Below are 18381 nucleotides of genomic sequence, written 5' to 3'. Positions count from 1 at the left end.
TTCGCCCGCGGGCCCGCCCGGGGCGGGGGGCCCCGCGGGCGGGGCGCCGCCCGCCCGTCGGGTCGGTCCGGCCGCGTCAGGCCGTGACGACCTCGTACTTCTCCAGCTCGCCGGCCAGCACCGTCGCCACCTTGGCGTGCAGCAGGGTGCCGTCCGCCGTGTGCTCGGTGGAGATCAGCTCGCCCTCCGCGTGGACCCGGGAGACCAGGTCGCCGCGGGTGTAGGGGACCAGGGCCCGGATCTCCACCGCGGGGCGGGGCAGTTCCCGGTCGATCAGTTCGAGCAGTTCCTCGATGCCCTGGCCGCTGCGGGCCGACACCACGATGGCGTGCGGCTCGCGGCGCAGCAGGCGCTGGAGGACCAGCGGGTCCGCCGCGTCGGCCTTGTTGATCACCACGATCTCCGGCACGTTCTGCGCGTCGACCGAGACGACCACCTCGCGGACGGCAGCCAGCTGGGTCTCCGGCTCGGGGTGCGAGCCGTCCACCACGTGCAGGATGAGGTCGGCGTCGGCGACCTCCTCCATGGTGGAGCGGAACGCCTCGACCAGGTGGTGCGGCAGGTGCCGGACGAAGCCGACCGTGTCGGCCAGGGTGTAGAGCCGGCCGCTCGGGGTCTGGGCCCGGCGGACCGTCGGGTCCAGGGTGGCGAACAGGGCGTTCTCCACCAGGACGCCGGCGCCGGTGAGCCGGTTGAGCAGCGAGGACTTGCCCGCGTTGGTGTAACCGGCGATGGCCACCGACGGGACGTGGTTGCGCCGCCGCTCCTGCCGCTTGGTGTCGCGGCCCTTCTTCATCTCGGCGATCTCCTTGCGGAGCTTCGCCATCTTCTCGCGGATCCGCCGCCGGTCGGTCTCGATCTTGGTCTCACCGGGACCGCGGGTGGCCATGCCGCCGCCCGAGCTGCCGGAGCCACCGCCACCCATCTGCCGGGACAGCGACTGGCCCCAGCCGCGCAGGCGCGGCAGCATGTACTGCATCTGCGCGAGCGAGACCTGCGCCTTGCCCTCCCGGGACTTGGCGTGCTGGGCGAAGATGTCCAGGATCAGGGCGGTGCGGTCGACGACCTTGACCTTGACCACGTCTTCGAGGTGGATCAGCTGGCCGGGGGTGAGCTCACCGTCGCAGACCACGGTGTCGGCGCCGGTGGAGGCGACGATGTCGCGCAGCTCCTTGGCCTTGCCGGAGCCGATGTAGGTGGCCGCGTCGGGCTTGTCGCGGCGCTGGATCACGCCGTCCAGGACTTCGGAGCCGGCCGTCTCGGCGAGGGCGGCGAGCTCGGCCATCGAGTTCTCCGCCTCCTCCAGCGTGCCGTCCGTCCACACCCCGACGAGCACCACGCGCTCCAGCCGGAGCTGGCGGTACTCGACTTCGGTGACGTCCTGCAGTTCGGTGGAGAGGCCGGCGACGCGGCGGAGCGCGGCGCGCTCGGTGCGGTCGTACTGCTCTCCGTCGTAGTTGCCGAGGCCCTCGTCGATCGCCGCGAGGTCCTCGTCCATCAGGGCTTCCGCCTTGAGGTCGGTGAGTCGGTTGGCGGACTCGCCCGATCGGGTGCGGCTGTCGAACGTGGAGGTCATTTCATCCTTGGGTTGATCGGATCGTGCTCTCGGACAACACGGCGGAGCCGCCGTGAATTCCCCACGATGGTGGCACGTCCGCCGTGTCCGAGCCATCCCTTTTACCAGGGGCCTCCTCGGCCCCGGCACCCGCCCCCGCCGCCGCCTCCGGTCCGCTGGGCCGGTAGACGTCGTACACGCCGGAGACCCGGAGCATCGCCCGCATCACCGCGGGCAGCGCCGCCGCGTCCGGCAGTTCCAGGGTGTAGCTGTGCCGGACCCGCAGCTGGCGGGGCGGTTCGACCTCGGCGGAGAAGATCGACACGCCCTCGCCGGAGATCGCCGCGGTGAGGTCGGCGAGCAGCCGGGGGCGGTTGAGCGCCTCGGCGTGCAGGGTGGCCCGGTAGCCCCACTGCGGGGCGCCGCCGGGCAGCCAGCGGACGGCGGCGGCGTGGCGGCCGCCGCGCAGCATCCGGGTGCCGGTGGGGCAGCCCGCGCGGTGCACCGCGACGGCCCCGCCGCGCAGCACGATGCCGGTCACCTCGTCGGGCGGGACGGGTGTGCAGCAGCGGGCCAACCGGACGGTGGCACCGGGCAGTTCGGGTACTTCCGCGGGGGCGGCGGCGGGCGGCGCGGGGGGCGCGGCGGGGGCCGGGGCGGTGTTCGCGGCGGGCTGTTCGGGCAGTTCGGGGGCGGCCGGGCGGGCGGCCAGCCGGCGGGCGACGGCGAGCCGGGCGCCGGGGGTGCGGACGTACTCCAGCCACTGCGGGTCCGGGCCGCTGTCCTCGCCGTCGGGGGCGAGCAGCAGGCCGAGCATGTCGCCGTCGCGCAGTTCGGTGGAGAGCGCGGTGAGCCGGCCGTTGACCCGGGCGCCGATACATCGGTGGCCGGTCTCCTCGCCGAGCTGGTAGGCGGCGTCCAGGCAGCTGGAGCCGGCCGGCAGGTGCAGGGTGGCGCCGTCCTCGGTGACGGCGGTGATCTCGCGGTCGTCGCGCAGGTCGGCGGTGAGCGCGGACCAGAAGGCGTCCGGGTCGGGGGTGTCCTGCTGCCAGTCGAGCAGCCGGGCCAGCCAGCCGGGGCGGGCCGGGTCGGTGCGGTCCTCGGGGTCGTCGGCGGCGCCCTGCCGGTCGGCGGCGCGCGGGTCGCCGAGGGCGACCACGCCGGTCTCGGCGACCTCGTGCATCCGCCGGGTGCGGACCAGCACCTCGACCACCTCGCCGCCGGGCAGCGCGACCGCGGTGTGCAGCGACTGGTACAGGTTGAACTTGGGGGCGGCCACGAAGTCCTTGAACTCTCCGGGCAGCGGCGTCCAGCAGGTGTGCAGCTCGCCGAGCACGGCGTAGCAGTCGGCGTTCTCCTCGACCACCACCAGCAGCCGCCCGAAGTCGGCGGGCCGCAGCCCGGCGCCGTCCGGCCCGGCCCCGCGCTTGATCATCAGCCGGTGCAGCGAGACCAGGTGCCGGGGGCGGACGGTCACGGCGGCGGGGACGCCGGCCTCGGCGAGCTGGCGGCCGAGCTCGGCGGCGAACGGGGCGAGCACGCCGTCCGTCCAGCCGCCGGCCACCGCGCCGGTGCGCCCGTACTCCTCGGGGTGCAGGGTGGCGAAGACGATGTCCTCCAGCTCCGCCTTGACCACCTGGATGCCGAGCCGCTCGGCGAGCGGGATCAGCACGTCCCGGGTGACGTTGGCGATCCGCACCTGGCTGGCGGGCTTCATGTGCCGGATGGTGCGCATGTTGTGCAGCCGGTCGGCGAGCTTGATCACCATCACCCGGACGTCGTCGCCGGTGGCGACCAGCATCTTGCGGAAGGTCTCGGGCTCGGCGGCGGCCCCGAAGTCGACCTTCTCCAGTTTGGTGACGCCGTCCACCAGGTACGCCACCTCGGGCCCGAAGTCCTCGGCGACCTGCGCCAGGGTCACCTCGGTGTCCTCGACGGTGTCGTGCAGCAGCGAGGCGACCAGCGTGGTGGTGTCCGAACCGAGCTGGGCGAGGATCATCGTGACCGCGAGCGGGTGGGTGATGTACGGCTCGCCGCTCTTCCGGGTCTGCCCCCGGTGGCTCTCCTCGGCGAGGCGGTACGCCCTGGTCAGCAGCGGTACGTCGGCCTGCGGGTGGTGCACCCGGTGGGCCTGGACGATCGGCTCGATGGCGTCGGGGACGGGCGTCCGCCCGGTGGCGAGCAGTGCCGCCCGGCCGGCCCGGCCGAGCGCCGCACGGCTGAACCGGCCCGCCTGCTGCTTGGACGGCGAACCCGCCAACTCGGAGCGGATGGTCATCTGCACCTCCGGCAGCAACACCGGAGCGACGGCCGACCCGGTGGTCCATGCTACCGAGCAGAGCACGTTGCGCGAGCCCCCGCTTCCCCTCTGCCACCCGGATCACTCGAACGGGCGGATTAGCCGGAGAGCGGTCTGGGAAGCGGGAACTGACCCGCCGTCGCCCTGACCCGCCCGTCGCCCTGACCGGCCGTCAGGCGAGCACGCCCTCCGCGACGATCACCGCGGGGCCGGTCATCTCGATCCGGCCGTCCGGGAACTCCTCGATCACCAGCCGCCCGCCGGGCAGGTCCACCGTGTAGCGCGCGGACTCGCCGGTGACCGCCGGGTCGACCCCGTCGCGCCGGATCGCCGCCACCGCGACGGCGCAGGCGCCGGTGCCGCAGGAGCGGGTCTCGCCGGAGCCGCGCTCGTGCACCCGCATCGCCACGTGCCGCTCGCCGCGGTCCACCACGAACTCCACGTTCACGCCCTGCGGGTAGGCGCCCGCGGGGGCGGTGGCCGGGGCGTCGAGCAGGTGGCCCGCGTGCGCCAGGTCCGCGACGAAGGCGACGGCGTGCGGGTTGCCCATGTTGACGTTCAGCGCGGGCCAGGTCCGCCCGTCCACGGTGACGGTGATGCCGTCCGGGCCGGGGAACACGGCGCGGCCCATGTCCACGGTGACCTCGCCCGGGGTGCCGTCCGGGGCGTCCGGGGCGATCCGCACCCGCTTGACCCCGCCGCGGGTGGCCACCGCCAGCTCGCCCGGCTCGGCGTGCCCGGCGTGCACCAGGTACCGGGCGAACACCCGCACCCCGTTGCCGCACATCTCGGCGATCGAGCCGTCCGCGTTGCGGTAGTCCATGAACCACTCGGCCTGCCCGGCCATCCCCGCCGCGGCGGGCTCGGCCGCCGAGCGGACCACCCGCAGCACGCCGTCCGCGCCGATCCCGGCCCGCCGGTCGCACAGGGCGGCGACGTCCGCCGCCGACAGGTCGATCCGACCGTCCGGGTCCGGGACGATCACGAAGTCGTTCTGGGTGCCGTGCCCCTTGAGGAAGGCCGTTCCGCTGGTTCCGCTGCGCTCGCTCACACCGCCGATGGTAACGGGGGCCGCCGGGCGACCGGCCCGCGGTGCGGCGCTAGCCGCGCAGGTGGACGACCCGCCAGACGGCGAGCGCGACGGCCGCCGCGGCCAGCAGGGTGTACAGCACGATGGCCTTCCAGCCCGCCCGCTCGCTGCTGCCCCGGCGGGGCACGCCCGGCCACTTGTAGCCGGCCCGGCGGCCGGCCATCGCGCCCCAGCCGACCGAGGCCGAGGTGATCAGCAGGCCGAGCATCCCGATCATCGCGGTGGCGCCCTCGCTGCCGAAGGCGAGCGGGAAGGCGAACATCAGCGAGCCGAACATCAGCGTCGCGGCGATCGGCAGGATCTGCCACCAGCGCAGTCGGCGGCGGGGCCGGATGTCCCGCTCGTGGACCACGCCCGGCGCGGCGGCCAGGTCGTCGATGGCGGGCAGCGCGACCGCGTACGAGGTGGTGGGGACGGCGAGCTCGGGAAGGGTCTCGGACCCGTCCGAGACGTCGCCGAGCAGCTCATCGGTTTCGGGGCCGGTACCCGTTGACACGCGGCCTCCCCTGACGGCTCGACACGAGCTCCGGGGCTCGCGGGCAGTGAGGCCGGCCCGCGTGCCGGGCCTCGGTGCTACCGATGATGGCACGTACCAACACTCCGGCAGGGGGTCCCACGGCTTGATCGGGTGATCCGATGCCAGGACGTGATCCGGTCGTGACCGCCGGTGCCTTCTGCACCTGCGTCTGCCGGTGCAGACGCCGCGGGCCTGGCCGGATCAGGCCGCCGGGCAGCCGAAATGCGCCGGTCAGCCCGCCTTGCCGGGTTCTTCCGGACGGTGGATCAGTTCCAGTGCCCGGCCCAGCAGCCCGACCGGATCGGCGCCCTCGGGGCGGTCCAGCCAGTGGATCCGGTCGTCCCGGCGGAACCAGGACTCCTGCCGCCGGGCGAACCGGCGGGTGGCCCGGACGGTCTCCGCCCGCGCCTCGTCCTCGGTGCACTCCCCCGCGAAGAACGCCAGCACCTGCTGGTAGCCGAGCGCCCGGCTCGCGGTCAGCCCCTCGCGCAGCCCGGCCGCCTCCAACTCCCGCACCTCGTCGAGCAGCCCGGCCTCCCACATCCGGTCCACCCGCAGCTCGATCCGCCGGTCCAGCTCCGGACGGGGCACCCGGACGCCGATCTGCACCGCGTCGTACACCGCCCGCTGGGTCGGCAGGCTGGCCGTGAACGGGCGCCCGGTGAACTCGATGACCTCCAGCGCCCGGACCACCCGCCGCCCGTTGCTGGGCAGGATCGCCGCCGCCGCCGCCGGGTCGAGGCCGGCCAGCCGCCGGTGCAGCACGCCGGAGCCGACCCGCTCCAGCTCCTCCTCCAGCCGGGCCCGCACCTCGGGGTCGGTGCCGGGGAACTCCATCTCGTCCACCGCCGCCCGCACGTACAGGCCGGACCCGCCGACCAGCACCGGCACCTGCCCCGCCGCCAGCTGCCGGTCCATCTCCGCCCGCGCGAGGCGCTGGTACTCGGCCACCGAGGCGGTCTCGGTCACCTCCCACACGTCCAGCAGGTGGTGCGGGACGCCGGCCCGCTCCTCGGCCGTCAGCTTGGCGGTGCCGATGTCCATGCCCCGGTACAGCTGCATCGAGTCGGTGTTCACCACCTCCCCGCCGAGCTCGCGGGCGATCGCCACCGCCAGGTCGGACTTGCCGGCCGCCGTGGCGCCGACCACCGAGACCACCCGGGGCAGGGCGTCGGGGCGTGCGGAAGGGGGGGTAGGGGAACCACTCACCCCACCAGTCTCGCAAAAGCCGGGCACCTCCCGTGTCGCAGCGTCGTTGACCGGGGAGGATCAGCTATATCCGGTACCGAAATCACCCGATTCGCGAGGAGCGCACTCCATGGGCCTGATGGACAACCTCAAGGGCAAGGCCGAGGAACTCAAGGAGAAGGCCAGCGAGCTGGCCGGCAAGCACGGCGACAAGATCGACAGCGTGGTGGACAAGACCGGCGAGGCGATCGACAAGGCCACCAAGCACAAGTACTCCGACAAGATCGTCAAGGGCACCTCGGCCACCAAGCACGCCCGCGACGACTTCGCCGCCAAGCCCAAGGACGACTGACCCCGCCCGGGGCCCGCGCGCCGTCCGGCGCGTTCGGCGCGCTCAGCGCCAGGAGGCCACCAGGTAGCCGACGCCGTACGGGGCGTCCTCGTACCGCAGTTCACCGCTGAGCGCGGCGCCCTCCGCGGCACCCGCCAGCACCTGCCACGGGGCGCGCCCCTCGGCCATCAGCTCGGCCGACAGCCCCGCGTCCAGCCCCGCCAGCGCGGACGCGTCCGCCCCGGCCAGCGCGAGCGCCACCGCCCGGTCGTACCCCTCGGCCCGCTCGTCCAGGTACCCGGGCGCCTTCACCGAGCGCCGGGCGCTGCCGTCACCGAGCACCAACAGGCCCACCCGGTCCGCGAGTTCGGCCAACCCCCGGCCCAGGCCCAGCAGCCGCTCGACGCCCGTGTCCGGCCGCACCGCGACGGCGTGCGTCGGCACCCGGACGCCCGCCTCCTCCAGCAGCCACGCCCCCACCGTCAGCGCGGGCGACAGCTCCGGACCGTCCACCCCGCCCAGCGGCAGCCGCACCGCCTTCGACACCCCGTACCGGCGCAGCGACCCCGCCCCGCCCTCCGTCCACACCCCGGCCCGCTCGCCGGTCCCGACCACCACCACCAGGTCGACCCCCGCCAGCTCCCCCACCGCCGCCAGGCACGCCCCCCGCAACTCCGCCACCTCACCGGCGGCCCCCACCGCCACCTCCGGCACGAGCAACGGCGGGCAGGGGCACACGGCGGCGGCAGCAAGCATGACGATCACTCTACGCGGAGCGCACCGACGACAGCCGCGAAGCCCGGGAACGCGAGCACGCACAGCGGGATCGCGACGCAGGACGATCACCTGCACCGTCCCGCGACCACGCTGACGTGCCGCTCCCTCCCGCGGCCCCGAGGGGGCTGGGGGTGCCCCCTGCGCGCGGTTCCCCGCGCCCCCGGCTTCACCTCGGCGCAGCAGCCCGGCCGAGCGCAGCGGCTACTCGCAGCCGCAGCCGCCCCCGCCCGGCGCCGCCGCGACCTGCTTGGGCGCGCCGATGCCCGGCAGCCCCAGCATCACGCCCGCCGGCTTCGCGGCCGGCGCCGCCTGCCGCTTCTCCCACGCGTCGCCCGCCCGGGTGCGGCGCACGCCCAGCGCGGGGCCCTCCGCGAGGAGGTGGTGCGGGGCGGCGTAGGTGATCTCGACGGTGACCATGTCGCCGGGCCGCACGCCGCCCTCCGGACGCGAGAAGTGGACCAGCCGGTTGTCGGGCGCGCGCCCGGAGAGCCGGTCGGTGCGGTCGTCCTTCTTGCCCTCGCCCTCGGCGACCAGGATCTCCAGCCGGCGGCCGACCTGCTTCTTGTTCTCCTCCCAGGAGATCTCCTCCTGGAGGGCGACCAGCCGTTCGTAGCGCTCCTGCACCACGGCCTTCGGGACCTGGTCCGCCATGTCGGCGGCGGGCGTCCCGGGCCGCTTGGAGTACTGGAAGGTGAAGGCGTTGGCGAACCGGGCCTCGCGGACCACGTGCATGGTCTGCTCGAAGTCCTCGTCGGTCTCGCCGGGGAAGCCGACGATGATGTCGGTGGAGATCGCGGCGTCGGGCATCGCGGCCCGGACCTTCTCGATGATGCCGAGGAAGCGTTCCTGCCGGTAGGAGCGCCGCATCGCCTTCAGGACGGTGTCCGAGCCGGACTGCAGCGGCATGTGCAGCTGGTGCATCACGTTGGGCGTCTCGGCCATCGCGGCGATCACGTCGTCGGTGAAGTCGCGCGGGTGCGGCGAGGTGAAGCGGACCCGCTCCAGGCCCTCGACCTGGCCGCAGGCGCGCAGCAGCTTGCCGAACGCCTCCCGGTCGCCGAGGTCGGAGCCGTACGCGTTGACGTTCTGCCCGAGCAGGGTGACCTCGACGACGCCCTCGGCGACCAGGGCCTCGACCTCGGCGAGCACGTCGCCGGGGCGGCGGTCCTCCTCCTTGCCGCGCAGGGCGGGGACGATGCAGAAGGTGCAGGTGTTGTTGCAGCCGACCGAGATCGCGACCCAGGCCGCGTACGCGGACTCGCGCCGGGTGGGCAGGGTGGAGGGGAAGGTCTCCAGCGATTCGAGGATCTCGACCTGGGCCTTGCGCTCGACCGCGGCGCGCTCCAGCAGGGCGGGCAGGTGGCCGATGTTGTGGGTGCCGAAGACGACGTCGACCCAGGGGGCCTTGCGGACGATGGTCTCGCGGTCCTTCTGCGCCAGGCAGCCGCCGACGGCGATCTGCATGCCGCGGTTGGCCTGCTTGGCGGGGGCGAGCCGGCCGAGGTTGCCGTACAGCTTGTTGTCGGCGTTCTCGCGGACCGCGCAGGTGTTGAAGACCACCAGGTCGGGGTCGCCGTCGCCGGCCGCCTTGGCGTAGCCGGCCTCCTCCAGCAGCCCGGACAGGCGCTCGGAGTCGTGGACGTTCATCTGGCAGCCGTACGTGACGACCTTGTAAGTTCGCAAGCTCTCCTCCATACCCACAGAGCCAAGGGTACGGGCAGCGGAGGGGGCCTCCCGCCGGGCGGTGGGGGCTGGCAGTATCCACGGCATGGCTGCTGCGAACCTCCCCTCCCGTCCGGGTGCCGCGCTGCGCCGGGTGCTGCGCCACCGGCTGTTCCGGCTCGGCGCGGTGCTGCTGCTGGTGGCGGCGGGCGCGGGCGGCTGGTGGGCGTCCTCGGCGTCCTCGGCCTCGGGCCCGCACGGCCGGGTCACCTTCGCGACCGGGGTGAACGGCGGGGTGTACGACCGGTACGGGGTGCTGCTGCAGCAGTACCTGGGCGTGCACATGCCGGGGCTGAAGGTCCGGCTGGACAACTCCGAGGGCTCGCTGGACAACCTGGAGCGGGTGCTGGCGGGCCAGGACGACTTCGCGGTCGCCACGGCGGACTCGGTGGCGACCTTCGGCAGCCCGCGCAAGCCGGAGCTGCGGGCGATCGCCCGGCTCTACGACGACTACATGCAGCTGGTGGTGCCGGCCGACTCGCCGGTGCACTCGGTGGCGGACCTGCGGGGGAAGCGGGTCGGGGTGGGGCAGGCGAAGTCGGGGGTGAACCTGGTGACCCGGCGGCTGCTGGAGGCGGCGGGCCTGAACCCGGACCGGGACGTGCGGCCGTCCCTGGTCAGCGTCGGCCAGGCGGCGGACGGGCTGCAGCGGAAGGAGCTGGACGCGTTCTTCTGGTCGGGCGGCCTGCCGACGACCGCGCTGACCGACCTGTCGCAGCGCACGCCGATCCGGATCGTGCCGATGGGCGACCTGTCCGACCCGCTGCACCAGCTGGCGGGCCCGGGGATGGACGCGTACCGGGCGGCGACCATCCCCGCCGACGCCTACCCGGACGTGCAGCCGGAGCGGGTCGCGGTGCCGACGGTGGCGGTGCCGAACCTGCTGGTGACCCGGGCGGACGTAGACCCGGCGCTGGTGGAGGCGCTGACCCGGGCGGTGATCGACAGCCGGGACGACATCGGCGGCCAGGTGCACGCCGCCCAGCTGGTGGACCTGCGCACCGCGGTGTACACCGATCCGCTGCCGCTGCACGACGGCGCCGAGCGCTACTACCTGTCGGTCAAGCCCTGACCGCTCCGGGGACCGCGGGCCCGCCGCGCCTCACCGGCGGCGCCGGGGCACCGCCAGCCGGACGGTAAGGCCGTGGGGCTCGGCGGGCGCGAAGTCCAGTCCGCCGCCGCCGGCCAGCAGCAGGGTGCGGGCGATGGACAGGCCCAGGCCCGAGCCGTCGATGTTCTGGTGCCGGGAGGAGCGCCAGAACCGGTCGCCGACCCGGGCCAGTTCCTCCTCGGTGAGGCCGGGCCCGGCGTCGGTGACGGTGGCGGTGACCTCGTCCTTGCCGATGCTGAGGCCGACCCGGACGGTGCTCTCGGCCGGGGTGAACTTCAGCGCGTTGTCCAGGACGGCGTCCAGCGCGCTGCCGAAGCCGATCGGGTCGGCCCAGGCGTGCGCCATCGGCGGGCCCTCCCAGCTGAGCCGGACGCCCCCGCGCTCGGCCAGCGGCCGCCAGGCGTCGACCCGGGTGCGGACGAGTTCGGCCAGGTCGACGGGTTCGGGTTCGGGCCGGGAGCCCTCGGCGGTGGCCAGGCCGAGCAGGTCGTCCAGCACCCGGGCCAGCCGGGCGCCCTCCTCGCGGACGGCGACGAGCTCCTCCTCGTGGCCCTCGGGCAGGTCCAGGCCGATCAGCTCGACCCGCAGCAGCAGTGCGGCGAGCGGGTTGCGCAGCTGGTGGGAGGCGTCGGCGACGAACGCCCGCTGCTGGTCGATGGCGAGCACCACGTGGTCCGCCATGTCGTTGAACGAGCGGGCCAGCCGCCGCAGTTCGGGCGGCCCGCCGCTGGGGGCGACCCGGGCGCCGAGCCGTCCGGTGGCGATGTCGTGGGTGGCCCGGTCCAGGGTGCGGACCGGGCGCAGCACCCAGCCGGTCAGCCGGACGGCCAGCAGGATGGCGACGATCATGGCGAGCGCCTCGCCGCCGGCCAGCACCATCCAGCGGTGCAGGATGCGCGAGCGCAGGCCGCCGGTGGGCGACTCGGTGAGCACCACCGCGACCACGTCGCCGTCGCGGACCACCGGCAGGGCGACGGCCAGGGTACGGTCGGGGGTCCACGGCCAGACCTGCGGCGGGTTGTGGCTGCGGCGGCCGGCCAGCGCCTCCTGGTAGGCCTGCCGGCCGGGGCCGTCGGCGGGGGGCCGCCAGCCGTCGGGGGCGGCGGCGACGGCGCTGCCGTCGCGCTGGAAGACGCCGATCCGGACGCCGTACAGCTCGTGGTAGCGCTCGGCCTCGCTGGTCAGGGCGTACAGTCGGCCGTTGTCGCCGGGGCCGGGCTGCGGGTCGCCCTTGACGGCGGCGGTGTTGGGGCGGCCCTGGGTGGGCAGGTCCTGGGCGAAGCGGGCGGCGTCGTCGATCCGGTCGACGACCACCTTGGACTGCTCGGAGGCGGCGATCAGGTAGGCCAGGGGCACTCCGAGCGCGGCCAGCACGCAGGCCATCAGGGCGATCAGGATGCCGAGCAGGCGGTTGCGCACGTACGGTCAGCGCTCCGCCGCGTCGTCGGTGACGCCGCCCTCGGGCTGGTCGGCTATCAGCCGGTAGCCGACGCCGCGGACGGCCTCGACCAGTCCGGGCAGGCCGAGCTTGGTGCGCAGCGAGCCGATGTGCACCTCCAGGGTGCGGCCGTTGCCCTCCCAGCCGGAGCGCCAGACCTCGCTGAAGATCTGTTCCCGGCGGTAGACCACGCCGGGGCTCTGGGCGAGCAGCGCCAGCAGGTCGAACTCCTTGCGGGTGAGCGGGACGTCGCGGCCCTCGACCGAGACCCGGCGGCGCTCGCGGTCGATCTCGATGCCGCGGGAGGCGAGCGGTCCGGCCGGTTCGGGGCCGTTCTCCTCGGTGGCCCTGGGGGTGCCGCGGCGGGCGACCGCGTGGATGCGGGCCAGGAGTTCGCCCATGTCGTAGGGCTTGACCACGTAGTCGTCGGCGCCGAGGTTGAGGCCGTGGATGCGGGAGCGGATGTCGGCGCGCGCGGTCACCATGATGACCGGGACGCCGCTGCCGGCCCGGATCCGGCTGCACACCTCGAAGCCGTCCCGGTCGGGCAGGCCGAGGTCGAGCAGCACCACCCGGTAGGGGTCGCTGCCGTCGGGGACGAGCGCGTCCAGCGCCTCGTGGCCGCTGCGGGCGTGCCGGACCTGGAAGCCGTGCCGGCCGAGCACCGCGACCAGGGCGGCGGCCACGCGGTCGTCGTCCTCGACCAGGAGCAGGCGCATCGGGTTCCCTTTCCGGCGGTGTTCGTTCGGGTTCGGTTCGGCGTGTTCGTCCGGGTTCGGTCCGGCGGCGCCGCGGACCGGTTCGGACACGTCCGGTCGTTCCGCGGCGCGGGTCGCCCCGCGGCCGCGGCTTCGGCACCGTCCCGGCGGAACGGCGCCATCCTGGCATCCATGCCCATCCGGCGTCACCCGGTCAACCGGGACGGCCGGTCCGTTACCCAGCCGGTATCCGCTACCTGCCGACTACCCGGCGTAGCCGAACCGTGATCCTCAAGTTCAGCTCAGATCGGCTGACGAGGGGTCGTGTACCTGTCTAAAGTCACCCCAGTCCGGGGGCCGAGGGCTCCGCCGGCTCCGGCCCCCGGACATCAGACGGACCATCACCGGCTCTGCGGCCCCTGCGAGTTGGCCCGGGTTCGGAGGACGAGGGAGCGAGCCGCGATGACCGAGAACAGCGCCGAGCCGCAGCGGGCGGAGGGCGGCGGGAGCACCCCGCTGGTGTCGCTGCGCGGGGTGAACAAGCACTTCGGCGCGCTGCACGTGCTGCAGGACATCGACCTGGAGATCGCCCAGGGCGAGGTCGTGGTGCTGATCGGCCCGTCCGGCTCCGGCAAGTCCACGCTGTGCCGCACCATCAACCGGCTGGAGACCATCGACTCCGGCACGATCGAGGTGGACGGCCGTCCGCTGCCCGCCGAGGGCCGCGAACTGGCCCGGCTGCGCGCCCAGGTCGGCATGGTGTTCCAGTCCTTCAACCTGTTCGCGCACAAGACCGTGCTGCAGAACGTGGTGCTGGCCCAGGTGAAGGTCGGCCGGGTGCCGAAGGCCGAGGCCGAGAGGACCGCCCGCGAGCTGCTGGAGCGGGTCGGCGTCGGCGCCCAGGCGGACAAGTTCCCGGCCCAGCTGTCCGGCGGCCAGCAGCAGCGGGTGGCGATCGCCCGCGCGCTGGCGATGAACCCCAAGGTGATGCTGTTCGACGAGCCCACCTCGGCCCTCGACCCGGAGATGGTCAACGAGGTGCTGGAGGTGATGCGCTCGCTCGCCGCCAAGGGCATGACCATGGTGGTGGTGACCCACGAGATGGGCTTCGCGCGCTCGGCCGCCAACCGCGTCCTGTTCATGGCGGACGGCCGGATCGTCGAGCAGAACACCCCCGAGGCGTTCTTCACCGCGCCGCGCAGCGACCGTGCCAAGGACTTCCTCTCGAAGATCCTGCACCACTGAGACCCAGCTTGATCTAGCGTCAGTTCGAATGTGCCCGGAGCCAGCGATGGCCCCTACCGAGGAGAGAACGACCGCATGAAGGCCCGTCGTACCGTAGCCGCCGCCCTGTCCGTCCTCGCCCTGACGGCGGTCGCCGCCTGCGGCAAGGACGGATCGCCGAACTCCGATGCCGACAAGGGCGGTTCGGCCGCCCCGCAGCTGCCGACCTACCAGGTGAACGCCGACGCCAAGCTGGACGGCTCGCCGGTGTGGACCGAGGCCAAGAAGCGCGGCAAGCTGGTCATCGGCGCCAAGTCCGACCAGCCCTTCCTCGGCTTCGAGGACGTGCAGACCGGCAAGCGCAACGGCTTCGACATCGAGATCGCCAAGATGGTCGCCGCCGACCTGGGCTTCTCCGCCGACCAGATCGACTTCAAGACGATCAACTCCAGCGCCCGCGAGACCTCGCTGTCCGGCGGCCAGGTCGACTACTACGTCGGCACCTACTCGATCAACGACAAGCGCAAGACCCAGATCGACTTCGCCGGCCCGTACTACATCGCCGGCCAGTCGCTGCTGGTGAACAAGGACAACGCCGACATCACCAGCCCCGAGACCACCAAGGGCAAGTCGGTCTGCACCGCCGCCGGCTCCACCTCGATCGACAACATCAAGAAGTACGAGCCCAACGTCACCACCTTCGACAGCTACTCGCTCTGCGTGGAGAAGCTGCTCACCAAGGAGGTCGACGCGGTCACCACCGACGACGCGATCCTCAAGGGCTACGCCGCGAAGAACCAGGGCAAGCTCAAGGTCGTCGGCGAGCCGTTCTCCAAGGAGCGCTACGGCATCGGCCTGAAGAAGGGCGACGCGGTGCTGCAGAAGGCGATCAACGACGCCCTCAAGAAGCACGAGGACAACGGCGACTGGAAGAAGGCGTACGACGCCACCCTGGGCCTGTCCGGCTCGGCCGCGCCGTCCGTCCCCGACCTGGACCCGACCACCGCCTCCTGACGCCCGTCCGGAACACCGATACCGAGGAAGGAGGGCCGCCGGCATGGGCATACCGTTCGAGGACGGCAACTTCTCGCTGTTCGTCCGCGGGTTCCTGGGAACGCTCGAACTGAGCGCGCTCAGTGCCCTGTTCGCCCTGTTGCTGGGCATCGTGCTGGCGGCCTTCCGCGTCTCGCCGGTCCCGGTGCTGCGGGCCTTCGGCACCGGCTGGGTGATGCTCTTCCGCAACACCCCGCTGACCCTGATGTTCTTCGCGGTGACCTTCGTGCTGCCGCGGCTGGACGTGCACATCAGCAGCTTCACCGCCGCGGTGGCCGCGCTCAGCATCTACACCGGCAGCTTCGTCTGCGAGGTGCTGCGCGCGGGCATCAACACCGTGCCGCTGGGCCAGGCCGAGGCGGCCCGCTCGCTGGGCATGGGCTTCGGCCAGACGCTGAGCCTGGTGGTGCTGCCGCAGGCGGCCCGCGCGGTGCTCGCGCCGATGGGCTCGGTGTTCATCGCGCTGCCCCGCAACTCGGCCGTGGCCGGCGCCTTCAACGTCTTCGAGCTGTTCAGCGTGCAGAAGACCCTGACCGAGAAGGGTTACGCCATCTTCGCCATCTTCTTCTGGGTGGCCCTGGCCTACCTGGTGATCAGCTTCTCGGTCGGCGCGGTCTTCTCCGCCCTGGAGCGGCGCACGGCGGTGGCCCGATGAGCACCCGCGCCGCCTCCGTCCTGTACGACGTCCCGGGCCCGCGGGCCCGGCGGCGCTACCTGCTGGCCGGCGTGCTCGGCACGCTGGGCATCGCCGCCCTGTTCTGGTGGGTCGTCTCCACCCTGGCCGACCAGGGCCAGTTCGACGGCTCGCTGTGGGCGCCCTTCGAGTACAACGCCGTCCAGCAGCGGATCCTGGACGGCGTGCTGGCCACCCTGGAGGTCTTCGGCCTGTCCGCGGTCGGCTCGCTGCTGCTCGGCGTGCTGTTCGCCACCGGCCGGCTCTCCGACCACCGGCCGGTGCGCGCGGTGTCCACCGCGGTGGTCCAGTTCTTCCGGGCCATGCCGCTGGTCATCATGATCTTCGCGCTGTACCAGGCGGTGTTCACCGCCGAGCCGATGTGGGGCCTGGTCGTCGGCCTGGTGCTGTACAACGGCGCCGTGCAGGCCGAGATCATCCGCTCCGGCATCAACGCCGTCCCGCGCGGCCAGGCCGAGGCCGCGTACGCCCTGGGCCTGCGCAAGACCCAGGTGATGAGCCTGGTGCTCGTCCCGCAGGCGGTCCGGGCGATGCTGCCCGCGATCATCGGCCAGCTGGTCGTCACCCTCAAGGACACCTCGCTCGGCTACATCATCACGTACTCCGAGCTGCTGTACGTCGGCAAGCTGATCGCCTCCAACTCCGACGGCTACCCGTACATCCCGGTGGTCCTGGTGATCACCCCGATCTACATCGCGTTGTGCCTCGCGCTCAGCGGCCTGGCCCGCTGGATCGAGTCCCGCGGCCGCCGCGGCGCGAACCGTCGCGGCGCATCCGCTGCTTGACGGACACCCAGGTGATCTGTTGCATTGCTCTTCGTGACACCACCTGGGACCTCCCACCCGGCACATGACGCACCGGCGGCCGGCGCCGCCCGCCCGAAGGCCCCGGCATGGACGCGGTGATCATCGTCGGGGCCGGGCCGGTCGGCCTCGCCCTGGCGCTCGCCCTCGCGCGCAACGAAGTCCCCAGCACCGTCCTGGACGAGGGGCCCGGCGTCAGCGCCGAGAGCCCCCGCACCGTCGTGCTCGGCGGCGACACCGCCGCCTTCCTCGGCCGGATCGGCTACGCCCGGGTCGGCTCCGACGCCGCCCGCTGGGACGCCTTCACCATCTGGCGCCGCCGCGCCGAGGTGCTGCGCCTGCCGCTGGACGACGAACCCGTCCTGCACCTCGCCCAGCACCGCCTCCAGCGCGGCCTGCGCGACGCCGTCGCCGCCACCCCGCTGATCCGCCTGCTGCCGCGGCACAAGGTGGTCGAGATCGCCCAGGACCGCGACGGGGTCGCCGTCCGCACCAACTCCGCCGGGGAGGAGACCTGGTGGCGCGGCAGCCACCTGGTCGGCTGCGACGGCGCCCGCTCAGGCGTCCGCAAGCTGCTCAAGGTCCGCTTCCCCGGCCGGCCCGCCGTCGACCGGCACGCCGTCGCCACCGTCCGGGTGGACCTGCCCTTCCCCGGCGAGGCCCGGCTGCACCGCGAACCCCCGTGGCGCGGCGACCGCGAGGCGTCCGCCCGCCCGCTGCCCGACGGCCTGTGGCGGCTCGACTGGCGGCTGCCCCCCGGCCGCCCCCAGCCCACCGAACCCGTCGACCCGCACGCCACCTGGCCCGGCATCGTCACCGGCGACACCCTGCTCACCCGGGTCACCTCCGCGCTCACCGGCTGGTGCGGCGAACTCCCGCCGCACCAACTGCTCGCCGCCGCCGACCACACCTACCAGCAGCGGCTGGCCGCCCGCTTCCGCACCGGCCGCTGCTTCCTGGCCGGCGACGCCGCCCACCTGCACGGCGCGCTCGGCATGCAGAACCTCGCCGACGGCCTGCGCGACGCCGACAACCTCGCCTGGCGGCTCGCCCTCGCCTGGCACCTGCCGCCCGGCGGCGACCGCGCCGACCGCGCCCTGCTCGACGGCTACGAGGCCGAGCGCCGCGGCGCGGTGGGCGCCCGGCTGCGCGCCGTCGACCAGAGCATGCCGCTGCTGCGGCCGCTGCGCGGCTGGGCCGAGACCCGGCGCTCGCTGCTGTCCGGCTCCTTCCGCAAGCACGCCCCGCTGCTCGCCGACGGCCAGCTCGGCACCGGCCGCTTCGGCGGCGCCCCCGCCTACCCCGCCGCCCCCTCCGGCGTCTCCCCCCGGGTCCCCGAGCAGCGCGGCTCCGGCCGCGGCACCTCGCTGACCGAGCTGCTCCCGGCGACCGCCCCCGGCGTCCTGGTCCCCGACCTCCCGGTGGTCACCGCCGACGGCGCGGCGGACACCCTGCGGGCCCGCCTCGGCGGCCCCTTCCTCCTGGTCCTGGTCGCCCCCGGCACCACCGTCTGGTCCGCCGAGCACTGGCTCGGCGCCGGCCTGATGCCCCGCCTCGCCGAACTCGCCGCCGAACTCCCCGTCCCCACCGAGGTCCTGGTCACCGACGCCTACCCCGGCGCCACCCCGCACACCGTCCTGCTGGTCCGCCCCGACGGCCACCTGCTGGGCACCACCCCCGGCCTCCACCCCGAGACCCTGCACGCCCTCACCGCCCCGCTCACCCCCAAGCCGGGCCTGGAACAGCAGCAAGCCAAGGGATAGCACCCGCCCACCCAGCCACCCCCACGCCGGCACGAAGAAGACCGCAAGCACCAAACCAGGGGCGCGAGGAACCGCGCGCCCAGCCACCCCCACGCCCGCACGAAGAAGACCGCAAGCA

General features: G+C 73.8%; 16 protein-coding genes. 7 read left to right on the top strand and 9 right to left on the bottom strand.

Annotated features, from left to right (window positions below; genetic code table 11):
* Positions 1-76: 76 nt before the first annotated feature.
* From hflX to miaA, 5 genes are all read right to left on the bottom strand, one after another.
* Positions 77-1576 carry a GTPase HflX gene (gene hflX / locus ACWEO5_RS16085; RefSeq protein WP_344552657.1) on the bottom strand — a complete coding sequence of 500 codons (1500 nt, stop codon included), beginning with the start codon at positions 1574-1576 and terminating at the stop codon, positions 77-79.
* A gap of 1 nt (position 1577) precedes the next feature.
* On the bottom strand, positions 1578-3833 hold the full coding sequence (locus tag ACWEO5_RS16080; protein WP_452162971.1) for a RelA/SpoT family protein: 2256 nt from the start codon (positions 3831-3833) through the stop codon (positions 1578-1580).
* A gap of 193 nt (positions 3834-4026) precedes the next feature.
* Entirely contained in the window at positions 4027-4905 is an 879-nt protein-coding gene (dapF, locus tag ACWEO5_RS16075) for a diaminopimelate epimerase (RefSeq protein WP_452162970.1), read from the bottom strand.
* A 49-nt stretch (positions 4906-4954) separates the two neighbouring features.
* Positions 4955-5440 carry a hypothetical protein gene (locus tag ACWEO5_RS16070; protein ID WP_452162969.1) on the bottom strand — a complete coding sequence of 162 codons (486 nt, stop codon included), beginning with the start codon at positions 5438-5440 and terminating at the stop codon, positions 4955-4957.
* Positions 5441-5692: 252 nt separating this feature from the next.
* Positions 5693-6670: a tRNA (adenosine(37)-N6)-dimethylallyltransferase MiaA gene (gene miaA, locus ACWEO5_RS16065; protein WP_452162968.1), complete on the bottom strand. Its 978-nt coding sequence runs from the start codon at positions 6668-6670 to the stop codon at positions 5693-5695.
* A 109-nt stretch (positions 6671-6779) separates the two neighbouring features.
* Between miaA and ACWEO5_RS16060 the strand changes: the two genes are divergently transcribed.
* Positions 6780-7001 (top strand): antitoxin, encoded by a 222-nt coding sequence (locus ACWEO5_RS16060; protein ID WP_014138444.1) that lies wholly within the window; start codon positions 6780-6782, stop codon positions 6999-7001.
* 42 nt (positions 7002-7043) lie between these two features.
* On the opposite strand, the gene ACWEO5_RS16055 is transcribed toward ACWEO5_RS16060, so the two are convergent.
* Together ACWEO5_RS16055 and miaB are read right to left on the bottom strand one after the other, a co-directional pair.
* Positions 7044-7736 (bottom strand): class III extradiol dioxygenase subunit B-like domain-containing protein, encoded by a 693-nt coding sequence (locus tag ACWEO5_RS16055; RefSeq protein WP_344552664.1) that lies wholly within the window; start codon positions 7734-7736, stop codon positions 7044-7046.
* 222 nt (positions 7737-7958) lie between these two features.
* Positions 7959-9452 (bottom strand): tRNA (N6-isopentenyl adenosine(37)-C2)-methylthiotransferase MiaB, encoded by a 1494-nt coding sequence (gene miaB, locus ACWEO5_RS16050; protein ID WP_452162967.1) that lies wholly within the window; start codon positions 9450-9452, stop codon positions 7959-7961.
* A 73-nt stretch (positions 9453-9525) separates the two neighbouring features.
* Here miaB and ACWEO5_RS16045 point away from each other — a divergent pair, with 73 nt between their 5' ends.
* A complete protein-coding gene (locus ACWEO5_RS16045; protein ID WP_452162966.1) occupies positions 9526-10551 on the top strand; it encodes a TAXI family TRAP transporter solute-binding subunit in 1026 nt (341 codons plus the stop codon).
* 30 nt (positions 10552-10581) lie between these two features.
* Here the strand turns inward: ACWEO5_RS16045 and ACWEO5_RS16040 are convergent, their stop codons facing one another.
* Entirely contained in the window at positions 10582-12009 is a 1428-nt protein-coding gene (locus ACWEO5_RS16040) for a sensor histidine kinase (RefSeq protein WP_452162965.1), read from the bottom strand.
* Positions 12010-12015: 6 nt separating this feature from the next.
* On the bottom strand, positions 12016-12747 hold the full coding sequence (locus ACWEO5_RS16035) for a response regulator transcription factor (protein ID WP_452162964.1): 732 nt from the start codon (positions 12745-12747) through the stop codon (positions 12016-12018).
* Positions 12748-13188: 441 nt separating this feature from the next.
* Here ACWEO5_RS16035 and ACWEO5_RS16030 point away from each other — a divergent pair, with 441 nt between their 5' ends.
* The 5 genes from ACWEO5_RS16030 (at position 13189) to ACWEO5_RS16010 (ending at position 18263) form a co-directional block, all read left to right on the top strand.
* The gene (locus tag ACWEO5_RS16030) at positions 13189-13971 is read left to right on the top strand and encodes an amino acid ABC transporter ATP-binding protein (protein ID WP_380274751.1); all 783 of its coding nucleotides are present in this window, start codon (positions 13189-13191) and stop codon (positions 13969-13971) included.
* A 75-nt stretch (positions 13972-14046) separates the two neighbouring features.
* Positions 14047-14964 carry a glutamate ABC transporter substrate-binding protein gene (locus tag ACWEO5_RS16025; protein WP_344552670.1) on the top strand — a complete coding sequence of 306 codons (918 nt, stop codon included), beginning with the start codon at positions 14047-14049 and terminating at the stop codon, positions 14962-14964.
* 43 nt (positions 14965-15007) lie between these two features.
* Positions 15008-15658, top strand: coding sequence for an amino acid ABC transporter permease (locus ACWEO5_RS16020; protein WP_344552671.1), 651 nt, complete (start codon positions 15008-15010; stop codon positions 15656-15658).
* Entirely contained in the window at positions 15655-16482 is an 828-nt protein-coding gene (locus ACWEO5_RS16015; protein WP_452162963.1) for an amino acid ABC transporter permease, read from the top strand. Before ACWEO5_RS16020 ends, ACWEO5_RS16015 begins: the two co-directional genes overlap by 4 nt.
* Positions 16483-16589: 107 nt before the next feature.
* A complete protein-coding gene (locus ACWEO5_RS16010; RefSeq protein ID WP_452162962.1) occupies positions 16590-18263 on the top strand; it encodes an FAD-dependent monooxygenase in 1674 nt (557 codons plus the stop codon).
* The last annotated feature ends 118 nt before the right edge of the window (positions 18264-18381 follow it).

The organism is Kitasatospora sp. NPDC004272 (assembly GCF_053603035.1).
The sequence above is the reverse complement of the archived record's forward strand: the minus strand, read 5'-3'. Positions and strand labels throughout refer to the sequence as shown.

Bases quoted from the DNA above. Each gene is read 5' to 3' on its own strand.
- ACWEO5_RS16060 (WP_014138444.1), top strand. From the start codon at position 6,780: ATGGGCCTGATGGACAACCTCAAGGGCAAGGCCGAGGAACTCAAGGAG.
- ACWEO5_RS16055 (WP_344552664.1), bottom strand. From the start codon at position 7,736: ATGCTTGCTGCCGCCGCCGTGTGCCCCTGCCCGCCGTTGCTCGTGCCG.
- ACWEO5_RS16010 (WP_452162962.1), top strand. From the start codon at position 16,590: ATGGACGCGGTGATCATCGTCGGGGCCGGGCCGGTCGGCCTCGCCCTG.
- ACWEO5_RS16020 (WP_344552671.1), top strand. From the start codon at position 15,008: ATGGGCATACCGTTCGAGGACGGCAACTTCTCGCTGTTCGTCCGCGGG.
- ACWEO5_RS16080 (WP_452162971.1), bottom strand. From the start codon at position 3,833: ATGACCATCCGCTCCGAGTTGGCGGGTTCGCCGTCCAAGCAGCAGGCG.
- miaB (WP_452162967.1), bottom strand. From the start codon at position 9,452: ATGGAGGAGAGCTTGCGAACTTACAAGGTCGTCACGTACGGCTGCCAG.
- ACWEO5_RS16045 (WP_452162966.1), top strand. From the start codon at position 9,526: ATGGCTGCTGCGAACCTCCCCTCCCGTCCGGGTGCCGCGCTGCGCCGG.
- ACWEO5_RS16035 (WP_452162964.1), bottom strand. From the start codon at position 12,747: ATGCGCCTGCTCCTGGTCGAGGACGACGACCGCGTGGCCGCCGCCCTG.
- ACWEO5_RS16030 (WP_380274751.1), top strand. From the start codon at position 13,189: ATGACCGAGAACAGCGCCGAGCCGCAGCGGGCGGAGGGCGGCGGGAGC.
- ACWEO5_RS16025 (WP_344552670.1), top strand. From the start codon at position 14,047: ATGAAGGCCCGTCGTACCGTAGCCGCCGCCCTGTCCGTCCTCGCCCTG.
- ACWEO5_RS16015 (WP_452162963.1), top strand. From the start codon at position 15,655: ATGAGCACCCGCGCCGCCTCCGTCCTGTACGACGTCCCGGGCCCGCGG.
- hflX (WP_344552657.1), bottom strand. From the start codon at position 1,576: ATGACCTCCACGTTCGACAGCCGCACCCGATCGGGCGAGTCCGCCAAC.